Annotated in this window: 14 protein-coding genes; 8 read left to right on the top strand and 6 right to left on the bottom strand. The window is 62.6% G+C overall.

Annotated elements, in window-relative coordinates; translation table 11 throughout:
* Positions 1–62 precede the first annotated feature (62 nt).
* Positions 63–881: a pyruvate, water dikinase regulatory protein gene (locus tag ACF8FG_RS26050; RefSeq protein ID WP_003248634.1), complete on the bottom strand. Its 819-nt coding sequence runs from the start codon at positions 879–881 to the stop codon at positions 63–65.
* A 191-nt stretch (positions 882–1,072) separates the two neighbouring features.
* On the opposite strand from ACF8FG_RS26050, the gene ppsA reads away from it, so the two are divergent.
* From ppsA to ACF8FG_RS26010, 8 genes are all read left to right on the top strand, one after another.
* Positions 1,073–3,448 carry a phosphoenolpyruvate synthase gene (gene ppsA / locus ACF8FG_RS26045; RefSeq protein ID WP_019437371.1) on the top strand — a complete coding sequence of 792 codons (2,376 nt, stop codon included), beginning with the start codon at positions 1,073–1,075 and terminating at the stop codon, positions 3,446–3,448.
* A 102-nt stretch (positions 3,449–3,550) separates the two neighbouring features.
* Complete coding sequence (locus tag ACF8FG_RS26040) at positions 3,551–4,543, top strand: alpha/beta fold hydrolase (protein WP_223279160.1); 993 nt, start codon at positions 3,551–3,553, stop codon at positions 4,541–4,543.
* Between the two features lie 282 nt (positions 4,544–4,825).
* Positions 4,826–5,317 (top strand): ribonuclease E activity regulator RraA, encoded by a 492-nt coding sequence (rraA, locus tag ACF8FG_RS26035; RefSeq protein ID WP_003248652.1) that lies wholly within the window; start codon positions 4,826–4,828, stop codon positions 5,315–5,317.
* A 27-nt stretch (positions 5,318–5,344) separates the two neighbouring features.
* Positions 5,345–6,340 carry a zinc transporter ZntB gene (locus tag ACF8FG_RS26030; RefSeq protein WP_110159867.1) on the top strand — a complete coding sequence of 332 codons (996 nt, stop codon included), beginning with the start codon at positions 5,345–5,347 and terminating at the stop codon, positions 6,338–6,340.
* An 87-nt stretch (positions 6,341–6,427) separates the two neighbouring features.
* Positions 6,428–6,700, top strand: coding sequence for a hypothetical protein (locus ACF8FG_RS26025; RefSeq protein ID WP_014591816.1), 273 nt, complete (start codon positions 6,428–6,430; stop codon positions 6,698–6,700).
* 2 nt (positions 6,701–6,702) lie between these two features.
* The gene (locus tag ACF8FG_RS26020) at positions 6,703–7,527 is read left to right on the top strand and encodes a mechanosensitive ion channel domain-containing protein (protein ID WP_010953088.1); all 825 of its coding nucleotides are present in this window, start codon (positions 6,703–6,705) and stop codon (positions 7,525–7,527) included.
* Between the two features lie 113 nt (positions 7,528–7,640).
* Positions 7,641–8,207 (top strand): RNA polymerase sigma factor SigX, encoded by a 567-nt coding sequence (gene sigX / locus ACF8FG_RS26015; protein WP_003248665.1) that lies wholly within the window; start codon positions 7,641–7,643, stop codon positions 8,205–8,207.
* Between the two features lie 111 nt (positions 8,208–8,318).
* The gene (locus ACF8FG_RS26010) at positions 8,319–9,353 is read left to right on the top strand and encodes an OmpA family protein (RefSeq protein WP_010953090.1); all 1,035 of its coding nucleotides are present in this window, start codon (positions 8,319–8,321) and stop codon (positions 9,351–9,353) included.
* 85 nt (positions 9,354–9,438) lie between these two features.
* Here the strand turns inward: ACF8FG_RS26010 and cobA are convergent, their stop codons facing one another.
* From cobA to ACF8FG_RS25985, 5 genes are all read right to left on the bottom strand, one after another.
* The gene (cobA, locus tag ACF8FG_RS26005; RefSeq protein WP_134697557.1) at positions 9,439–10,179 is read right to left on the bottom strand and encodes a uroporphyrinogen-III C-methyltransferase; all 741 of its coding nucleotides are present in this window, start codon (positions 10,177–10,179) and stop codon (positions 9,439–9,441) included.
* Between the two features lie 27 nt (positions 10,180–10,206).
* Positions 10,207–11,877, bottom strand: coding sequence for a bifunctional protein-serine/threonine kinase/phosphatase (locus ACF8FG_RS26000; RefSeq protein WP_134697556.1), 1,671 nt, complete (start codon positions 11,875–11,877; stop codon positions 10,207–10,209).
* Positions 11,878–11,886: 9 nt separating this feature from the next.
* Positions 11,887–13,098 carry a NarK/NasA family nitrate transporter gene (locus ACF8FG_RS25995; RefSeq protein ID WP_012053187.1) on the bottom strand — a complete coding sequence of 404 codons (1,212 nt, stop codon included), beginning with the start codon at positions 13,096–13,098 and terminating at the stop codon, positions 11,887–11,889.
* 184 nt (positions 13,099–13,282) lie between these two features.
* Positions 13,283–13,858, bottom strand: a complete 576-nt coding sequence (locus ACF8FG_RS25990; RefSeq protein ID WP_003248677.1) for an ANTAR domain-containing response regulator — start codon at positions 13,856–13,858, stop codon at positions 13,283–13,285.
* A gap of 11 nt (positions 13,859–13,869) precedes the next feature.
* Entirely contained in the window at positions 13,870–15,084 is a 1,215-nt protein-coding gene (locus tag ACF8FG_RS25985) for a CmpA/NrtA family ABC transporter substrate-binding protein (RefSeq protein WP_014591813.1), read from the bottom strand.
* Between the last annotated feature and the right edge of the window lie 52 nt (positions 15,085–15,136).

The following is a 15,136-nucleotide window of genomic DNA, read 5'->3' as shown; positions in this document are numbered from 1 at the left end:
GTTCACTGTCGCTGCCGCCACCGTATTCGCGGGTAAACCCGCTCCTACAGGGGGCGGGGCCGTTACTTGAACCGCCTCTCCACGCCTTTTTCGACCAGGATCTTGGCGGAAATCTCTTCCACCGAAAAATGCGTGGAATTGATATTGGGGATGTTCTCCCTGCGGAACAGGCTTTCCACTTCACGCACTTCGAATTCGCACTGGGCAAAGCTGGAATAGCGGCTGTTGGGCTTGCGTTCGTGGCGGATGGCGGTGAGGCGGTCGGGGTCGATGGTCAGGCCAAACAGCTTGCTGTGGTGCTTTTTCAGCACCGCCGGCAGCTGCAGGCGCTCCATGTCGTCCTCGGTCAGCGGGTAATTGGCGGCACGGATGCCGAACTGCATGGCCATGTACAGGCAGGTTGGGGTTTTGCCACAGCGCGACACACCAACCAGAATCAGGTCGGCTTTGTCGTAGTAGTGGGTGCGTGCACCATCGTCGTTATCCAGGGCGAAATTCACCGCCTCGATGCGTTCCATGTAGTTGGAATTGCCACCAATCGAGTGGGATTTGCCCACGGAATACGACGAATGGGCGATCAATTCCTGCTCAAGTGGGGATAAAAACGAAGAAAAGATGTCGATCATGAAGCCATTCGACGTCGCCAGGATCTCGCGGATGTCCTGGTTGACAATGGTGTCGAAGATGATCGGGCGGACCCCATCCCGCTCGGCCGCAGCGTTGATTTGCTGGACCATGGCCCGCGCTTTGTCCGGCGAATCGATGTAAGGACGGGTGAATTTGTTGAATGGAATGCTCTCGAATTGCGCGAGCAAACTCTGGCCCAGGGTTTCGGCAGTGATACCCGTGCCGTCGGAGATGAAGAACGCGGTTCGTTTCATTTGCGATCTGGGCCTTAAGCTGATGACGATTCTTGGATATGATAAGTTCGGTTTGCCGAATGCGGCTGTCGACATTCTGCCACATTTGCAGAGCCTATTTTCCAGGTACAGGCCACAAACGCCCGGCCAAGTCACAGAAGACAGGCGGGCGCCTTTTGAGCTTTTCCAACACAGTTAGTGGAGAGATCACCTTGGTAGAGTACGTAGTTTCCCTCGATAAGCTCGGCGTCCATGATGTGGAGCATGTGGGGGGCAAGAACGCATCCCTGGGCGAGATGATCAGTAACCTCGCCGGTGCCGGCGTGTCGGTGCCGGGCGGCTTTGCCACTACGGCTCAGGCGTACCGTGACTTTCTCGAGCAGAGCGGGCTGAACGACCGCATTCACGCCGCGCTCGACGCGCTGGATGTTGACGACATCAATGCCCTGACCAAGACCGGCGCGCAGATTCGCCAGTGGGTCATGGAAGCCGAATTCCCGCCACGCCTGGATTCGGAAATCCGTACGGCCTTCGCAGAAATGGCCGCCGGCAACGACAACATGGCCGTTGCTGTCCGTTCCTCGGCTACCGCTGAAGACCTGCCAGACGCCTCGTTCGCCGGCCAGCAGGAAACCTTCCTCAACATCCGCGGCGTCGATAACGTGATCCGCGCGGCCAAGGAAGTGTTCGCTTCGCTGTTCAATGACCGCGCCATCGCCTACCGCGTGCACCAGGGCTTCGATCACAAGCTGGTTGCCTTGTCTGCCGGTGTGCAGCGCATGGTTCGCTCCGAAACCGGCACCGCCGGCGTCATGTTCACCCTCGACACCGAGTCGGGCTTCCGCGACGTGGTGTTCATCACTGGCGCCTATGGCCTGGGCGAAACCGTCGTACAGGGTGCAGTCAACCCTGACGAATTCTACGTGCACAAGAACACCCTCCAGGCCGGCCGCCCGGCCATCCTGCGCCGCAACCTGGGCAGCAAGGCGATCAAGATGGTCTATGGCGACGAAGCCAAGGCCGGCCGTTCGGTCAAGACCGTCGAAGTCGACCGCGCCGAGCGCGCACGCTTCTGCCTGACCGATGCCGAGGTCAGCGAGCTGGCCAAGCAGGCCATGATCATCGAGCAGCACTACCAGCGCCCGATGGACATCGAGTGGGCCAAGGACGGTGACGATGGCAAGCTGTACATCGTCCAGGCCCGCCCTGAGACGGTGAAGAGCCGTTCCAGCGCCAACGTCATGGAACGCTACCTGCTCAAAGAGAAAGGCACCGTGCTGGTCGAAGGCCGTGCCATTGGCCAGCGTATCGGCGCCGGCAAGGTTCGCGTCATCAACGACGTATCGGAAATGGACAAGGTCCAGCCAGGCGACGTGCTGGTCTCCGACATGACTGACCCTGACTGGGAACCGGTGATGAAGCGCGCCAGTGCCATCGTCACCAACCGCGGTGGCCGTACCTGCCACGCAGCGATCATCGCCCGTGAGCTGGGTATCCCGGCGGTTGTCGGTTGCGGCAACGCTACCCAGATACTGAAAGACGGCCAGGGCGTGACCGTTTCCTGTGCCGAAGGCGATACCGGCTTTATCTTCGAAGGCGAGCTGGGCTTCGACATCAAGCAGAACTCGGTCGATGCCATGCCGGAACTGCCGTTCAAGATCATGATGAACGTCGGCAACCCGGACCGCGCCTTCGACTTCGCCCAGCTGCCCAACGCCGGTGTCGGGCTGGCACGCCTGGAGTTCATCATCAACCGCATGATCGGCGTGCACCCCAAGGCGCTGCTGAACTATGCGGGCCTGCCTGCCGACCTGAAAGAAAGCGTCGACAAGCGCATTGCCGGCTACAACGACCCGGTTGGCTTCTACGTCGAGAAGCTGGTAGAAGGCATCAGCACCCTGGCGGCGGCCTTCTACCCGAAAAAGGTCATCGTGCGCCTGTCGGACTTCAAGTCCAACGAGTACGCCAACCTCATCGGCGGCAAGCTGTACGAGCCGGAAGAAGAAAACCCGATGCTGGGCTTCCGCGGTGCTTCGCGTTACATCAGCGAATCGTTCCGTGACTGCTTCGAGCTCGAGTGCCGTGCACTTAAGCGTGTGCGCAACGAGATGGGCCTGACCAACGTCGAGATCATGGTGCCGTTCGTACGCACCTTGGGCGAAGCCAGCCAGGTCGTGGACCTGCTCGCCGAAAACGGCCTGGCCCGCGGCGACAACGGCCTGCGCGTGATCATGATGTGCGAACTGCCGTCCAACGCCATCCTCGCCGAAGAGTTCCTGGAATACTTCGACGGCTTCTCGATCGGTTCCAACGACCTGACCCAGCTGACCCTGGGCCTGGACCGTGACTCGGGCATCATTGCCCACCTGTTCGACGAGCGTAACCCTGCGGTGAAGAAGCTGCTGGCCAACGCCATTGCCGCGTGCAACAAGGCTGGCAAGTACATCGGCATCTGCGGCCAAGGCCCATCGGACCACCCGGACCTGGCCAAGTGGCTGATGGAGCAGGGCATCGAAAGCGTGTCGCTGAACCCGGACTCGGTACTCGAGACCTGGTTCTTCCTGGCCGAAGGCCAAGGCGCGGCCTGATGCAGTAAACGCGGGGGGGCGTCTGGCGCCCTCCTGCCTGGTTTTTTTCCAGGGCGAGTTCCAGCAATGGACCCCGCCCTTTTTTGTGCACCAAGCAACCTTATGCAAAGCAGCAGCACTTTATTCCCCGTGGCCCTGCTCAGTGCCGAGCGCCGCGGCGATCTCAGCGAAGACGTGTATCGGATCAAGGCCGGTAATGGTCCGGATCCCAGCGTCGAGCTCGCCATCACCCGTCTGGGGCTGGCCGACCAGGTTCAGGCCCAAGGCGTGCCGGTCATTCTCCTGCACGGCAGTTTTTCCAATCGGCGCTTCTGGTATTCGCCCAAAGGGGTTGGCCTGGGTGCCTACCTTGCGCGCGCCGGTTTCGATGTCTGGATCCCGGAAATGCGAGGCCACGGCCTGTCGCCGCGTAACCATGACTGGAAACACAACAGCGTTGCCGCCTACGCCCGTGATGACCTGCCGTTGATCAACGCGTTCGTGCGCGAGCAATCGGGCCAGGCGCCGCACTGGGTTGGCCATTCCCTGGGTGGCACCACCCTGGTAGCTGCGCTGGGCGGTGGTTTTCTGGCTGCCGAGCAGTTGGCCAGCGTGGCGGTGTTCGGTACCCAGATCAGCCGTGTCTATTGGCCGTTGAAAGTGCCGCCGCTGGCTTGGGGCGCGAAGCTGGTGCTCAAGCGTTGGGGGCAGATATCCGGGCCACGTTTCAAGCGTGGGCCTGAAGACGAGCCGATAGGCCTCGCCCTGGAGAGCATGCGCTGGCACGGCCTGTTCGGGCGCTTTGGCGACAAGAAGCACGATTGGTGGGCAGGGCTGGCTGAAGTGGATGTACCGCTGCTGGCGGTGGCCGGTGCCGGGGACTTCCAGGACCCTGTGTGGGCCTGTCGCAAGCTGTTCGAGCAGTTGGGCGGCGAGCGCAAGCAGTTCCTGCGGCTGGGTCGTGAAGAAGGTTTCGAGGCCTTTGGGCATGTCGACATGCTGGTGAGCAAGGCCGCGCAGGTGCAGGTGTGGCCGCTGGTGGAGCGCTGGCTGCGCAACCCGCTGCTGCCGGTGCATGCGTCCACTGTCGTTGCCGACCCTGTGCCTGCCAGTTGAGTTCGCTGTACCTGTCATGGCCTCTTCGCGGGTTTACCCGCGAAAGGGCCGGGCCTGCTGGCCAATCTCCACCCGCCGTTCACTGTTGACGCCGCCACCGTATTCGCGGGTAAACCCACTCTTACGCTGGATAGCGGCGCGTTCCTGTGCAGGTGCGGTCCCGCGTGGAAGGACCGGTACAGGATGAATACAAATGACTGCCCGGTCCCGGATGACTACGACAGCCTCCAAGGTGTAGCCTTGGCCGATACCCGCTTTCGTTGTGACTGACAGGAGCTTCCCATGCAGCATTACGTAACGCCCGACCTGTGTGACGCCTACCCGGACCTGGTGCAAGTGCTGGAACCGATGTTCAGCAATTTTGGTGGCCGCGATTCGTTCGGTGGCCAGATCGTTACCATCAAGTGTTTCGAGGACAATTCGCTGGTCAAGGAGCAGGTCGAACTCGACGGCAAGGGCAAAGTGCTGGTGGTCGATGGCGGGGGGTCGCTGCGCCGTGCGCTGCTCGGCGACATGCTCGCCGAAAAAGCCGCAAAAAACGGTTGGGAAGGCTTGGTGATCTACGGCTGCGTGCGTGATGTCGACGTGCTGATCCAGACCGACGTTGGCGTGCAGGCCCTGGCCAGCCACCCAATGAAGACTGACAAGCGCGGTATCGGCGATCTCAACGTGGTGGTCACCTTCGCCGGGGTCACCTTCCGCCCGGGTGAGTATGTATATGCCGACAACAATGGCGTGCTGGTCTCGCCAAGCCCGCTGAAAATGCCGGAGTAATGCGCCGCACGCGCTGATGGAGCTTTGATGTTCGAGGAAGACAACGCGCAGTGGGGGCTGGTGCATGCCCTGGTGCTCGATGGCAAAGGTGGCGCGCGCTCGATTGCCCGTACCGAACTGGACGACCTGCAGTTGCAACCGGAGCAGAGCCTGTGGCTGCACTGGGACCGCAGCCATCCGCAAACCCGTTCCTGGCTGCTGCACGACAGCGGCCTGAGCGAGTTCGCCTGCGAGCTGCTGCTGGAAGAAAACACCCGGCCGCGCCTGCTGCCCATGGCGGACGAACAGCTGTTGCTGTTCCTGCGGGGGGTCAACCTCAACCCGGGTGCCGAGCCCGAAGACATGGTTTCGGTACGCATCTTCGCCGAGGCGCAGCGGGTTATCTCGCTGCGCCTGCGGCCGTTGCGCGCCAGCGATGAAATTCTCCAGTTGCTGGAACAGGGCAGGGGACCGAAATCGGCCTCGGAACTGTTGTTGTTGATGGGTGAGTTGCTGACCGAAAAGGTCCAGGGCCTGGTCAGCGACCTGGCCGAGCTCGTCGACCTGGAGGAAGAAAAGGTCGAATCCGACGAGCGGTACACCCCGGAGCAGGGCAGCCTGCAGCAGATCCGCCGCCGTGCCGCTGGCTTGCGCCGCTTTCTCGCCCCGCAACGGGAAATCTACGCGCAGTTGTCGCGCAGCAGATGGAGCTGGTTCGCCAATGCCGACGCCGATTACTGGAATGAACTCAACAACAGCCTGATCCGCTACCTCGAAGAGCTGGAACTGGCCCGCGAACGCGCTGCGCTGGTGCTGGAAAGCGAGGACCGGCGGCGTAGCGAGCGGATGAACCGCACCATGTACCGCTTTGGCATCATCACCTGCATCTTCCTGCCCATGAGCTTCGTCACCGGGCTGCTGGGCATCAATGTCGGCGGCATCCCCGGGGCGGAAAACCCTTTGGGCTTCCTGTTCGCCTGCATCGTCGTGCTGGGGTTGGCCGTGGGGCAGTGGTGGCTGTTCCGGCGGTTGCGGTGGGTATAGCTGTGCAATTTGAAACCTTCGTGCCAACAGGATGTGTGACCCGTCGCCCGGCCATCTCGTCTCTTGCTGACACTGCGCGAGGTGCCCATGCACGATCCGTTTGAAGAATCCCTGCGCGACCTGCTCAAGGCGTCACCCTCCGGCAATGACCGGGACGACCGGGACGACGCCGCTTGCCTGGGTCGCGTGCTGAAAACCGCCAACCGCCAGGTTGGCGCGGGTGATCTGTTCAGCCTGCTTGGCCGCTGGAGCCAGGCGCTGCTGATTGCCGTGAACAATGGCTCGGCGCATGTTGCGCCGGTGCGTCGACACTCTTCCCGCAACGCTGCCACCGGCAGCAAAGCAGATAAGGCCGATTGAATATGGAACTCGATCTCTGGACCCAGAGCCTGGTCACCGCGATGACTGCCCTTTGGACCAAGGTAGCGAACTTCATCCCCAACCTGTTCGGCGCGCTGGTCGTGGTGCTGCTCGGTTTCGTGGTGGCCAAGCTGCTCGACACGCTGCTGTCCAAATTGTTGGCCAAATTTGGCCTGGACCGCCTGATGGCCGGCACCGGCCTCACCAAAATGCTCGGTCGCGGCGGTATCCAGGTGCCGATCTCGACCCTGATCGGCAAGATCGTCTATTGGTTCGTGCTGCTCATCTTCCTGGTCTCGGCCGCCGAATCGTTGGGCCTTGAGCGGGTTTCGGCAACCCTCGACATGCTTGCCCTGTACTTGCCCAAGGTGTTCGGCGCGGCCCTGGTGCTGCTGGCCGGCGTGCTGCTGGCGCAGGTGGCCAACGGCCTTGTGCGTGGCGCTGCCGAAGGTATCGGCCTGGAATACTCGGCGGGTCTGGGGCGTATTACCCAAGGCCTTGTGATCATCATCAGCATCTCGGTGGCCATCAGCCAGCTTGAAGTGAAAACCGACCTGCTGAACCACGTCATCGTTATCGGGCTGATTACCGTTGGTCTGGCCGTTGCCTTGGCCATGGGCCTTGGCAGTCGCGAAATTGCCGGGCAGATCCTGGCCGGCATCTACGTGCGCGAGCTGTACCAAGTCGGCCAGCAGGTGCGGATTGGAGAGGTCGAAGGGCATATCGAGGAGATCGGTACGGTGAAGACGACGCTGCTGACCGATGATGGCGAACTGGTGTCACTGGCTAACCGCGAGCTGCTTGAACAGCGCGTCAATAGCCGCTAACCGCACAAAAGCTGTTAATGTATGCCGCCGCGAAATTCGACCCACGGGGTCGCGCGGCGACATTGACCTGACTGTCGGCCAGATCCGTTTTGAATAAAGTTCATTCGCCGCCCATGCGCTATGACCCCCGCGAGCTCACAGACGAAGAGTTGGTGGCGCGTTCGCATGAGGAGCTGTACCACGTTACCCGCGCCTATGAAGAGCTCATGCGGCGCTACCAACGGACCCTGTTCAACGTCTGTGCGCGTTATCTGGGGAACGACCGTGACGCGGACGATGTCTGTCAGGAAGTGATGCTGAAAGTGCTGTACGGGCTGAAAAACTTCGAGGGTAAGTCGAAGTTCAAGACCTGGCTCTACAGCATCACCTACAACGAGTGCATTACCCAGTACCGCAAGGAGCGTCGCAAACGTCGGTTGATGGATGCCTTGAGTCTGGACCCTGTTGAAGAGGCGTCCGAGGACAAGGCTCCAAAGCCGGAAGAAAAAGGCGGGCTGGACAAGTGGCTGGTGCATGTGAACCCGATTGACCGGGAAATTCTGGTGCTGCGTTTTGTCGCAGAACTGGAGTTCCAGGAAATTGCCGACATCATGCACATGGGCCTGAGCGCGACGAAAATGCGTTACAAGCGCGCGCTAGACAAGCTTCGGGAGAAATTTGCCGGCCTTGATGAAACTTAGTGGCGTGCAAATATCTCTAACGAACCGGCGAGTTCTGCTAGACTCGCCGTCGAGTTGTCCCTCTTGTTTGTGGTGGGACTGCTTAACTATCACCAGATGGGGATTTAACGGATGAAATTGAAAAACACCTTGGGCTTGGCCATTGGTTCGCTTGTAGCCGCCACTTCGATTGGCGCTATGGCACAAGGTCAAGGCGCCGTCGAGACTGAAATCTTCTACAAGAAAGAATTCTTCGACAGCCAGCGCGACTTCAAGAACGACGGCAACCTGTTCGGCGGCTCGATCGGTTACTTCCTGACCGACGACGTTGAGCTGCGTCTGGGCTACGACGAAGTGCACAACGCTCGTGGCGAAGACGGCAAGAACATCAAGGGCTCGAACACCGCCCTGGACGCCGTTTACCACTTCAACAACCCGTACGACGCCATCCGTCCGTACGTTTCCGCTGGTTTCTCGCACCAGTCGCTGGGCCAGACCGGCCGTGGCGGTCGTGACCACTCCACCTTCGCCAACGTTGGCGCTGGCGCCAAGTGGTACATCACCGACATGTTCTATGCCCGTGCCGGCGTAGAAGCTCAGTACAACATCGACCAGGGCGACACCGAGTGGGCCCCGAGCGTTGGTGTTGGCCTGAACTTCGGCGGTAGCCCGAAGCAAGCTGAAGCTGCTCCTGCTCCAGTTGCTGAAGTCTGCTCCGACTCCGACAACGACGGCGTGTGCGACAACGTCGACAAGTGCCCAGACACCCCGGCCAACGTTACCGTTGACGCCGACGGCTGCCCGGCTGTTGCCGAAGTCGTTCGCGTTGAGCTGGACGTCAAGTTCGACTTCGACAAGTCGGTCGTCAAGCCTAACAGCTACGGCGACATCAAAAACCTGGCTGACTTCATGAAGCAGTACCCACAAACCACCACCGTGGTTGAAGGTCACACTGACTCCGTGGGTCCAGACGCTTACAACCAGAAGCTGTCCGAGCGTCGTGCCAACGCTGTCAAGCAAGTGCTGACCCAGCAGTACGGCGTAGAATCCAGCCGTGTTGACTCGGTTGGCTACGGCGAAACCCGTCCGGTTGCTGACAACGCCACCGAAGAAGGCCGTGCTGTCAACCGTCGCGTTGAAGCTCAGGTAGAAGCCCAGGCCAAGTAATTGGTTTGAAGCTTCATGAAAAACCCGGCCTCGGCCGGGTTTTTCTTTGGCTGGGTTTAACCGGCCTCGAAGGCTGCTCCTGCAGTCAGCCTGCGATTGCGATCCGCCCCACAGCCTGCTGCTCTCCAACCACCTCTCCAATCACCAGGATTGCCGGGCTACGCAAGCCAAACGCCCGCGCAGCTTCCATCATTCCCTGCACATCGCTTCTGCACTCCCGCTGCTGCGGCAACGAGGCATTTTCGATCATCGCCACTGGCATTCCCGGCGCCATGCCCCCTGCCAGCAATCCCTGGCGCACCTGTTCCAGCCGCGCCACCCCCATGTAGACCACCAGCGTTGTCCCGCCCTGAGCCAAGGCCGCCCAGTTCAGCTCGCTATCGTCCTGGGTGTGCGCCGTCACCAGCGTCACCCCTCGGCTCACGCCCCGTGAAGTCAGGGGGATCCCGCATTGGGTGGCCCCGGCCAGGCCGGCGGTGATGCCATTGATCACCTCCACTTCGATGCCATGCCCTTGCAACCACAGCGCCTCTTCACCGCCACGGCCGAAAATGCAAGGGTCGCCGCCCTTGAGCCGCACCACGCAACGGCCCTGTCGCGCGTGGCGCAGCATCAGGCGCTGAATGAACGCTTGCGGTGTAGAGCGGCAGCCACCGCGCTTGCCCACGGTCATTACCCGGGCCTGCGGGCAATGCTCGAGCACTGCCGGGTTGACGAGGTCGTCGACCATGACCACGGCGGCTTGCTGCAACGCACGCACTGCCTTGAGGGTGAGCAGTTCAGGGTCACCAGGGCCGGCACCGACCAGCCATACTTTTGCATTCATCAGCGTTTCCTCATCGGCAAGGCGCGTTCAGCCCTTGAGCAGGGTGAACAGCAGTATCAGATTGATCAGCAACGACAACAGGGCCAGGGTGCGCCACACCTTCAGCGGCTCGCGCTCCAGCAGCGGCCGGGGGCGACTGGGCAGTTCCTGGCGGTCGCCACGCTCGAGCAGCAGCAACCAGTGTTCGGCGGTTTCGAAGCGCTGCGTCGGGTCGCTCGCCACAGCCTGCAGCAGGTTGTGCTGCAGCCATTCCGGCAGGTCGGGTCGGTAGCGCGCGGCGTTGACCGGCTGGCCGAAGCGCGGGCGCTGGAAAGCCTCTACCTCGCCGTACGGGTAGTGTCCGGTCAGCAGGTGGTACAGGGTCACGCCCACTGCATACAAGTCCTGACGCGGGCTGGGCGGGTGGCCTTCGAATGCTTCCGGGGCGATGTACGAGGGCGTGCCCGGCAGCTCGTGCAGCGGGTCTTCGGACAGGCCTGGGCAATAAGCCAGGCCGAAGTCCAGCAGGCGCAGCTGGCCATCACGGCCCAGGTGCAGGTTGTCTGGCTTGATATCGCGGTGCAGCAAGTTGCGCCGATGCAGCACACCGACTGCCTGCAGCAGTTGCCGGGCGACTTCCAGCCATTGCGGCAGGGGCAGCGGGCCTTGTTCGGCCAGCAACGCCGCCAGGTTCTGGCCGGGATATTCGCGCATTACGTAGTACAGGTGCTGGCGCTGACTGGCGGCGTGTAGCTCGGGGAAGTGCCGGCCGGCGATGCGGCGCAGAAACCACTCTTCCAGCAACAGCCCTTGCGCCGCCCCCGGTTCCTGTTCACGTGCAGTGGGCAGGGTCTTGAGCAGCCAAGGCTGGTTCTGGCTATCGCGCACTTTGTACAGCAAGGACTGGCGGCTGTGCGCATGCAATGTTTCGACCTGCCAGCCGTCGATCACCTGGCCTTCGCGCAGCGCGCCGGGCACTGGCCATTGTTGCAGTTGCGCCAGGGTATCGCCCAGGTTGGCCGTGCCCAGTTGCTCGACTTGTACCAGCAAGGCGCTGGCGTTGTCCTTGCTGCCGTTGAGGTGGGCACTGGCCACCAGGGTGTCGGCGGCCAGTTGCAGGTCAGTTTGCTCGCGCAGCACGGCCTGGATGTGCTGTTCGCCCAGGCTGGCCCAGACCCCGTCGCTAAGCAGCAGAAAACATTCGCCCGGTTGCAGCTCGCCTTCCAGGTAGTCCACCAGCAGGTGCTGGTCCAGGCCCAGTGCCCGTTTCAGTACATGCTGCATGCCCGGTTGGTCCCATACATGGTCTTCGCTCAGGCATTGCAGGTTCCCCTCGTGCCAGCGGTACACCCGGCAGTCGCCTACATGGGCCAAGGTAAAGCGCCGGCCGCGCAACACCAGCGCGCTAAGCGTGGTCAGCAACGGCTGGCCGCTGCCCTGGGCGCGCAACCAGCGGTTTTGCGCCAGCAGCAGGCGGTCGAGGGCCTGGGCCACGCTCCAGGTGGCCGGGGTGGCGTAGTAATCCAGTGCCAGTGCCTGCAGGCTGGCGCGCGCCGCCAGGCCGCCGTCGGCACATTGGCTGACGCCGTCGGCCAAGGCGAACAGGTAGCCTTTGCTGGCGGCCAGTTCTGGTGCCGGCGTCACCAGGCGCAGGGCGTCCTGGTTTTCCGCGCGCGGCCCGGTGGCGCTGGCCTGGGCAAAGCTCAGTAGCAGGCTCATCGGCGTGCCTCAGACCCGCGCTGCAGTGACTGCAGCCGAGCCCCAGGTGGTGCGCCAGCGCTGTTTCACCCCGTGCAGGCCGAACCAGGCCAGCAGGCCCAGGCTGGCGAACAGCCACAGCCCCAGTTGGTAATCGCCAGTGTGCTGTTTGATGGTGCCAAGCCCGGCCGCCAGCAGGAAGCCGCCGATGCCCCCGGCCATGCCGATCAGGCCGGTCATTACCCCGATCTCTTGGCGGAAGCGTTGTGGCACCAGTTGGAACACTGCGCCATTGCCGGCACCCAGGCCGAGCATGGCGCTGACGAACAGCGCCAGTGCGGCTGCGGCAGAGGGCAGGTTGAAGCCGACTGCGGCAATGCAGATGGCGGCGACGCCGTACATGCCCAGCAGGGTGCGGATGCCGCCAAAACGGTCAGCCAGGGCGCCGCCGAGCGGGCGCATCAGGCTGCCGGCGAACACGCAAGCGGCGGTGTAGTAGCCGGCGGTGACCGGGCTCAGGCCGTACTGGTCACTGAAGTAGCCGGGCAGGGCACTGGCCAGGCCGATGAAGCCGCCGAAGGTAACGCTGTAGAAAAACATGAACCACCAGCTGTCACGGTCGCCCAGTGCCTTGAGGTAGTCGGCCATGGCTTTCGGCTTGGGCCGTTGCGGGGCATTGCGCGCCAACAGGGCGAACACCACCAGCGCCAGTGACAGCGGGATCAGCGCAAAGCCGAACACATTGTTCCAGCCAAAGCCCGCTGCCAGTGCCGGTGCCAGCAAGGCCGCGAACACCGTGCCGGAGTTGCCGGCGCCGGCGATGCCCATGGCCTTGCCTTGGTGCTGTGGCGGGTACCACTGTGAGGCCAGCGGCAGCGAGACGGCGAAGGACGCACCGGCAAAGCCCAGGAAAACACCTAGCAGCAGGGCCTGTTCATAGCTGTGTACGCCAAGGTACCAGGCTGCGGCGAGGGCGACGATGACCACCACCTGGCCGATCAGGCCAGCCGTCTTGGGCGACAGGCGGTCGACCAGAACGCCCATGGCGAAGCGCAGAATCGCCCCGGCCAGGATCGGCGTGGCCACCATCAGGCCCCGTTGTTGTGCGCTCAGTTGCAGGTCGGCAGCAATCTGCACCGCCAACGGGCCCAGCAGGTACCAGACCATGAAGCTGAGGTCGAAGTACAGAAATGCGGCGAACAGCGTGGGCACATGCCCGGATTTCCAGAAGCTGGCACTCATCGAACACCTCACTCGGTAGTACAACGGAACGAAAAAGACGCCGCTACCCGCTCCATGGGTGTGGAGGGGAGAGCGACGTCTTTGTCGGGATTCAAGTGGGGTAACCGCCGTTGGCTACCGGTGAAATTTGTTGAGCAAGAGATGGGCCAACTTCTGGTGGGGCTGGCTTGAGATTTTCAGCGCATCAGCCGAGCATCTCATGCATGGCAATGATCTGTTCGGCCACCTGGATCAGCTTCTGCTGCCGGCTCATGGCCTGGCGACGCATCAGGGTATAGGCCTGCTCTTCGTTGCAATCCTTCATCTTCATCAGCAAACCCTTGGCCTGCTCGATGCGCTTGCGTTCGGCCAATTGCTGGTCGCGCGCCAGCAACTGCGCCTTCAGTGCCTGGTCGCTTTCGAAGCGGGCCATGGCCACGTCCAGGATCGGCTGCAGCCGCGCAGCATGGATGCCTTCGACGATATAGGCACTGACCCCTGCCTGGATCGCCTGGCGCATCATCCCGGGGTCGTGCTCGTCAGTGAACAACACGATGGGCCGCGGCTGGTCACGGCTGACCAGCACTACCTGTTCCATCACATCGCGGTCTGGCGAGTCGGTATCGATCAGCACCACGTCCGGGCGCACCGTTTCGACGCAGGCGGGCAGGTCGATGGTCAGGTCTGGGGCTTCGATGATCTCGAAGCCGGCCTCACTCAACGCCGCCCTGAGGCGACCGAGCTTGCTCTGGGTATCGTCGATCAGCAGGATGCGCAACATGTTCGTCCCCCTCACGCGCCGACACGGGCATCGGGCAGGTCGCCCAAGGCATGCAAGCTGAAACTGCGGGCATAGCCGAAGGGGTCGCTGCCGTCCCAGCGGGAGCCATCGATCAGCAGGCTGCTGCGCATCGGTTGGCCTGGGCAAGCGATGCCCAGGCTCTGTGCGGCCTCGCTGTACAACTGCAGTTGCTGGACATGCCGGGCCACGCCGAGGTAGTCGGGGTCTTCGCGCAGCAGGCCCCAGCGGCGGAACTGGGTCATGAACCACATACCGTCGGACAGGTAGGGCAGGTTGGCCCGGCCTTGGTCGAACAGGCGCAGGGCGTGTGGGTCTTGCCACTGGTTGCCCAGGCCATCCTCATAATGGCCGAGCAGGCGGGGGGCTATGCTGTCCAGCGGGGTGTCCAGGTAGGCGCTTGCGCTGAGCAGTTGCGCGGTGCTGCGGCGGTTTTCCGGGCTTTGCTCGATGAACCGGCTGGCGGTGAGGATCGCCTTGATCAGCGCACGGGCGCTGTTGGGGTATTGCTCGGCAAAGACGCGGGCGCAGGCCAGGACCTTTTCCGGGTGATCCGGCCAGATCGACTGGCTGGTGGCCAGGGTGAAGCCTTGGCCTTTGGCCACGGCGTCGGCGGCCCAGGGCTCGCCGACGCAGAAACCGTCAATGCGCCCGGCCTGGAGGTGTGCAGCCATCTGCGCCGGTGGCACCACTACGCTGTCGACGTCGCGCAGCGGGTGAATGCCCTGGCTGGCCAGCCAGTAATACAGCCACATGGCGTGGGTGCCGGTGGGGAAGGTCTGGGCGAACGTCAGGCGTGCGCCATGCTGGTGCACCAGACGCGCCAGTGCCTCAGGGTTGGTCACGCCCTTGCGCTGCAAGGCAGGGGACAGGTTGATAGCCTGGGCATTCTGGTTCAGCCCCATTAGCACGGCCATGTCGCTGGCAGGTACGCCGCCAATGCCCAGGTGCACGGCGTAGACCAGGCCATACAGGCAATGCGCGGCGTCCAGTTCGCCGCTGACCAGCTTGTCGCGCAGCCCGGCCCACGAGCCCTGGCGCTGGAGGTTGAGGGTAAGGCCGTGCTGCTGGGCAAAGCCCTGGGTGGCGGCGACCACGACCGAGGCGCAGTCGGTCAGGGCCATGTAGCCGATGTTCAGGCTGGTTTTTTCCGGCGCGTCGCTGCCGTTGACCCAGGCCAGGGGCGTTGCTCGGGGTACAGTGTTCACAAGAGTCCTCGCCCTTACTGATAAGGCTGTGGGCTGAACGGGTGCAACCGAT

Origin of the sequence: Pseudomonas sp. YQ_6, assembly GCF_043103245.1 — a bacterium.
Lineage (GTDB): Bacteria > Pseudomonadota > Gammaproteobacteria > Pseudomonadales > Pseudomonadaceae > Aquipseudomonas > Aquipseudomonas alloputida.
Note: the sequence above shows the minus strand (reverse complement) of the source record. Positions and strands in the feature narration are given on the sequence as shown.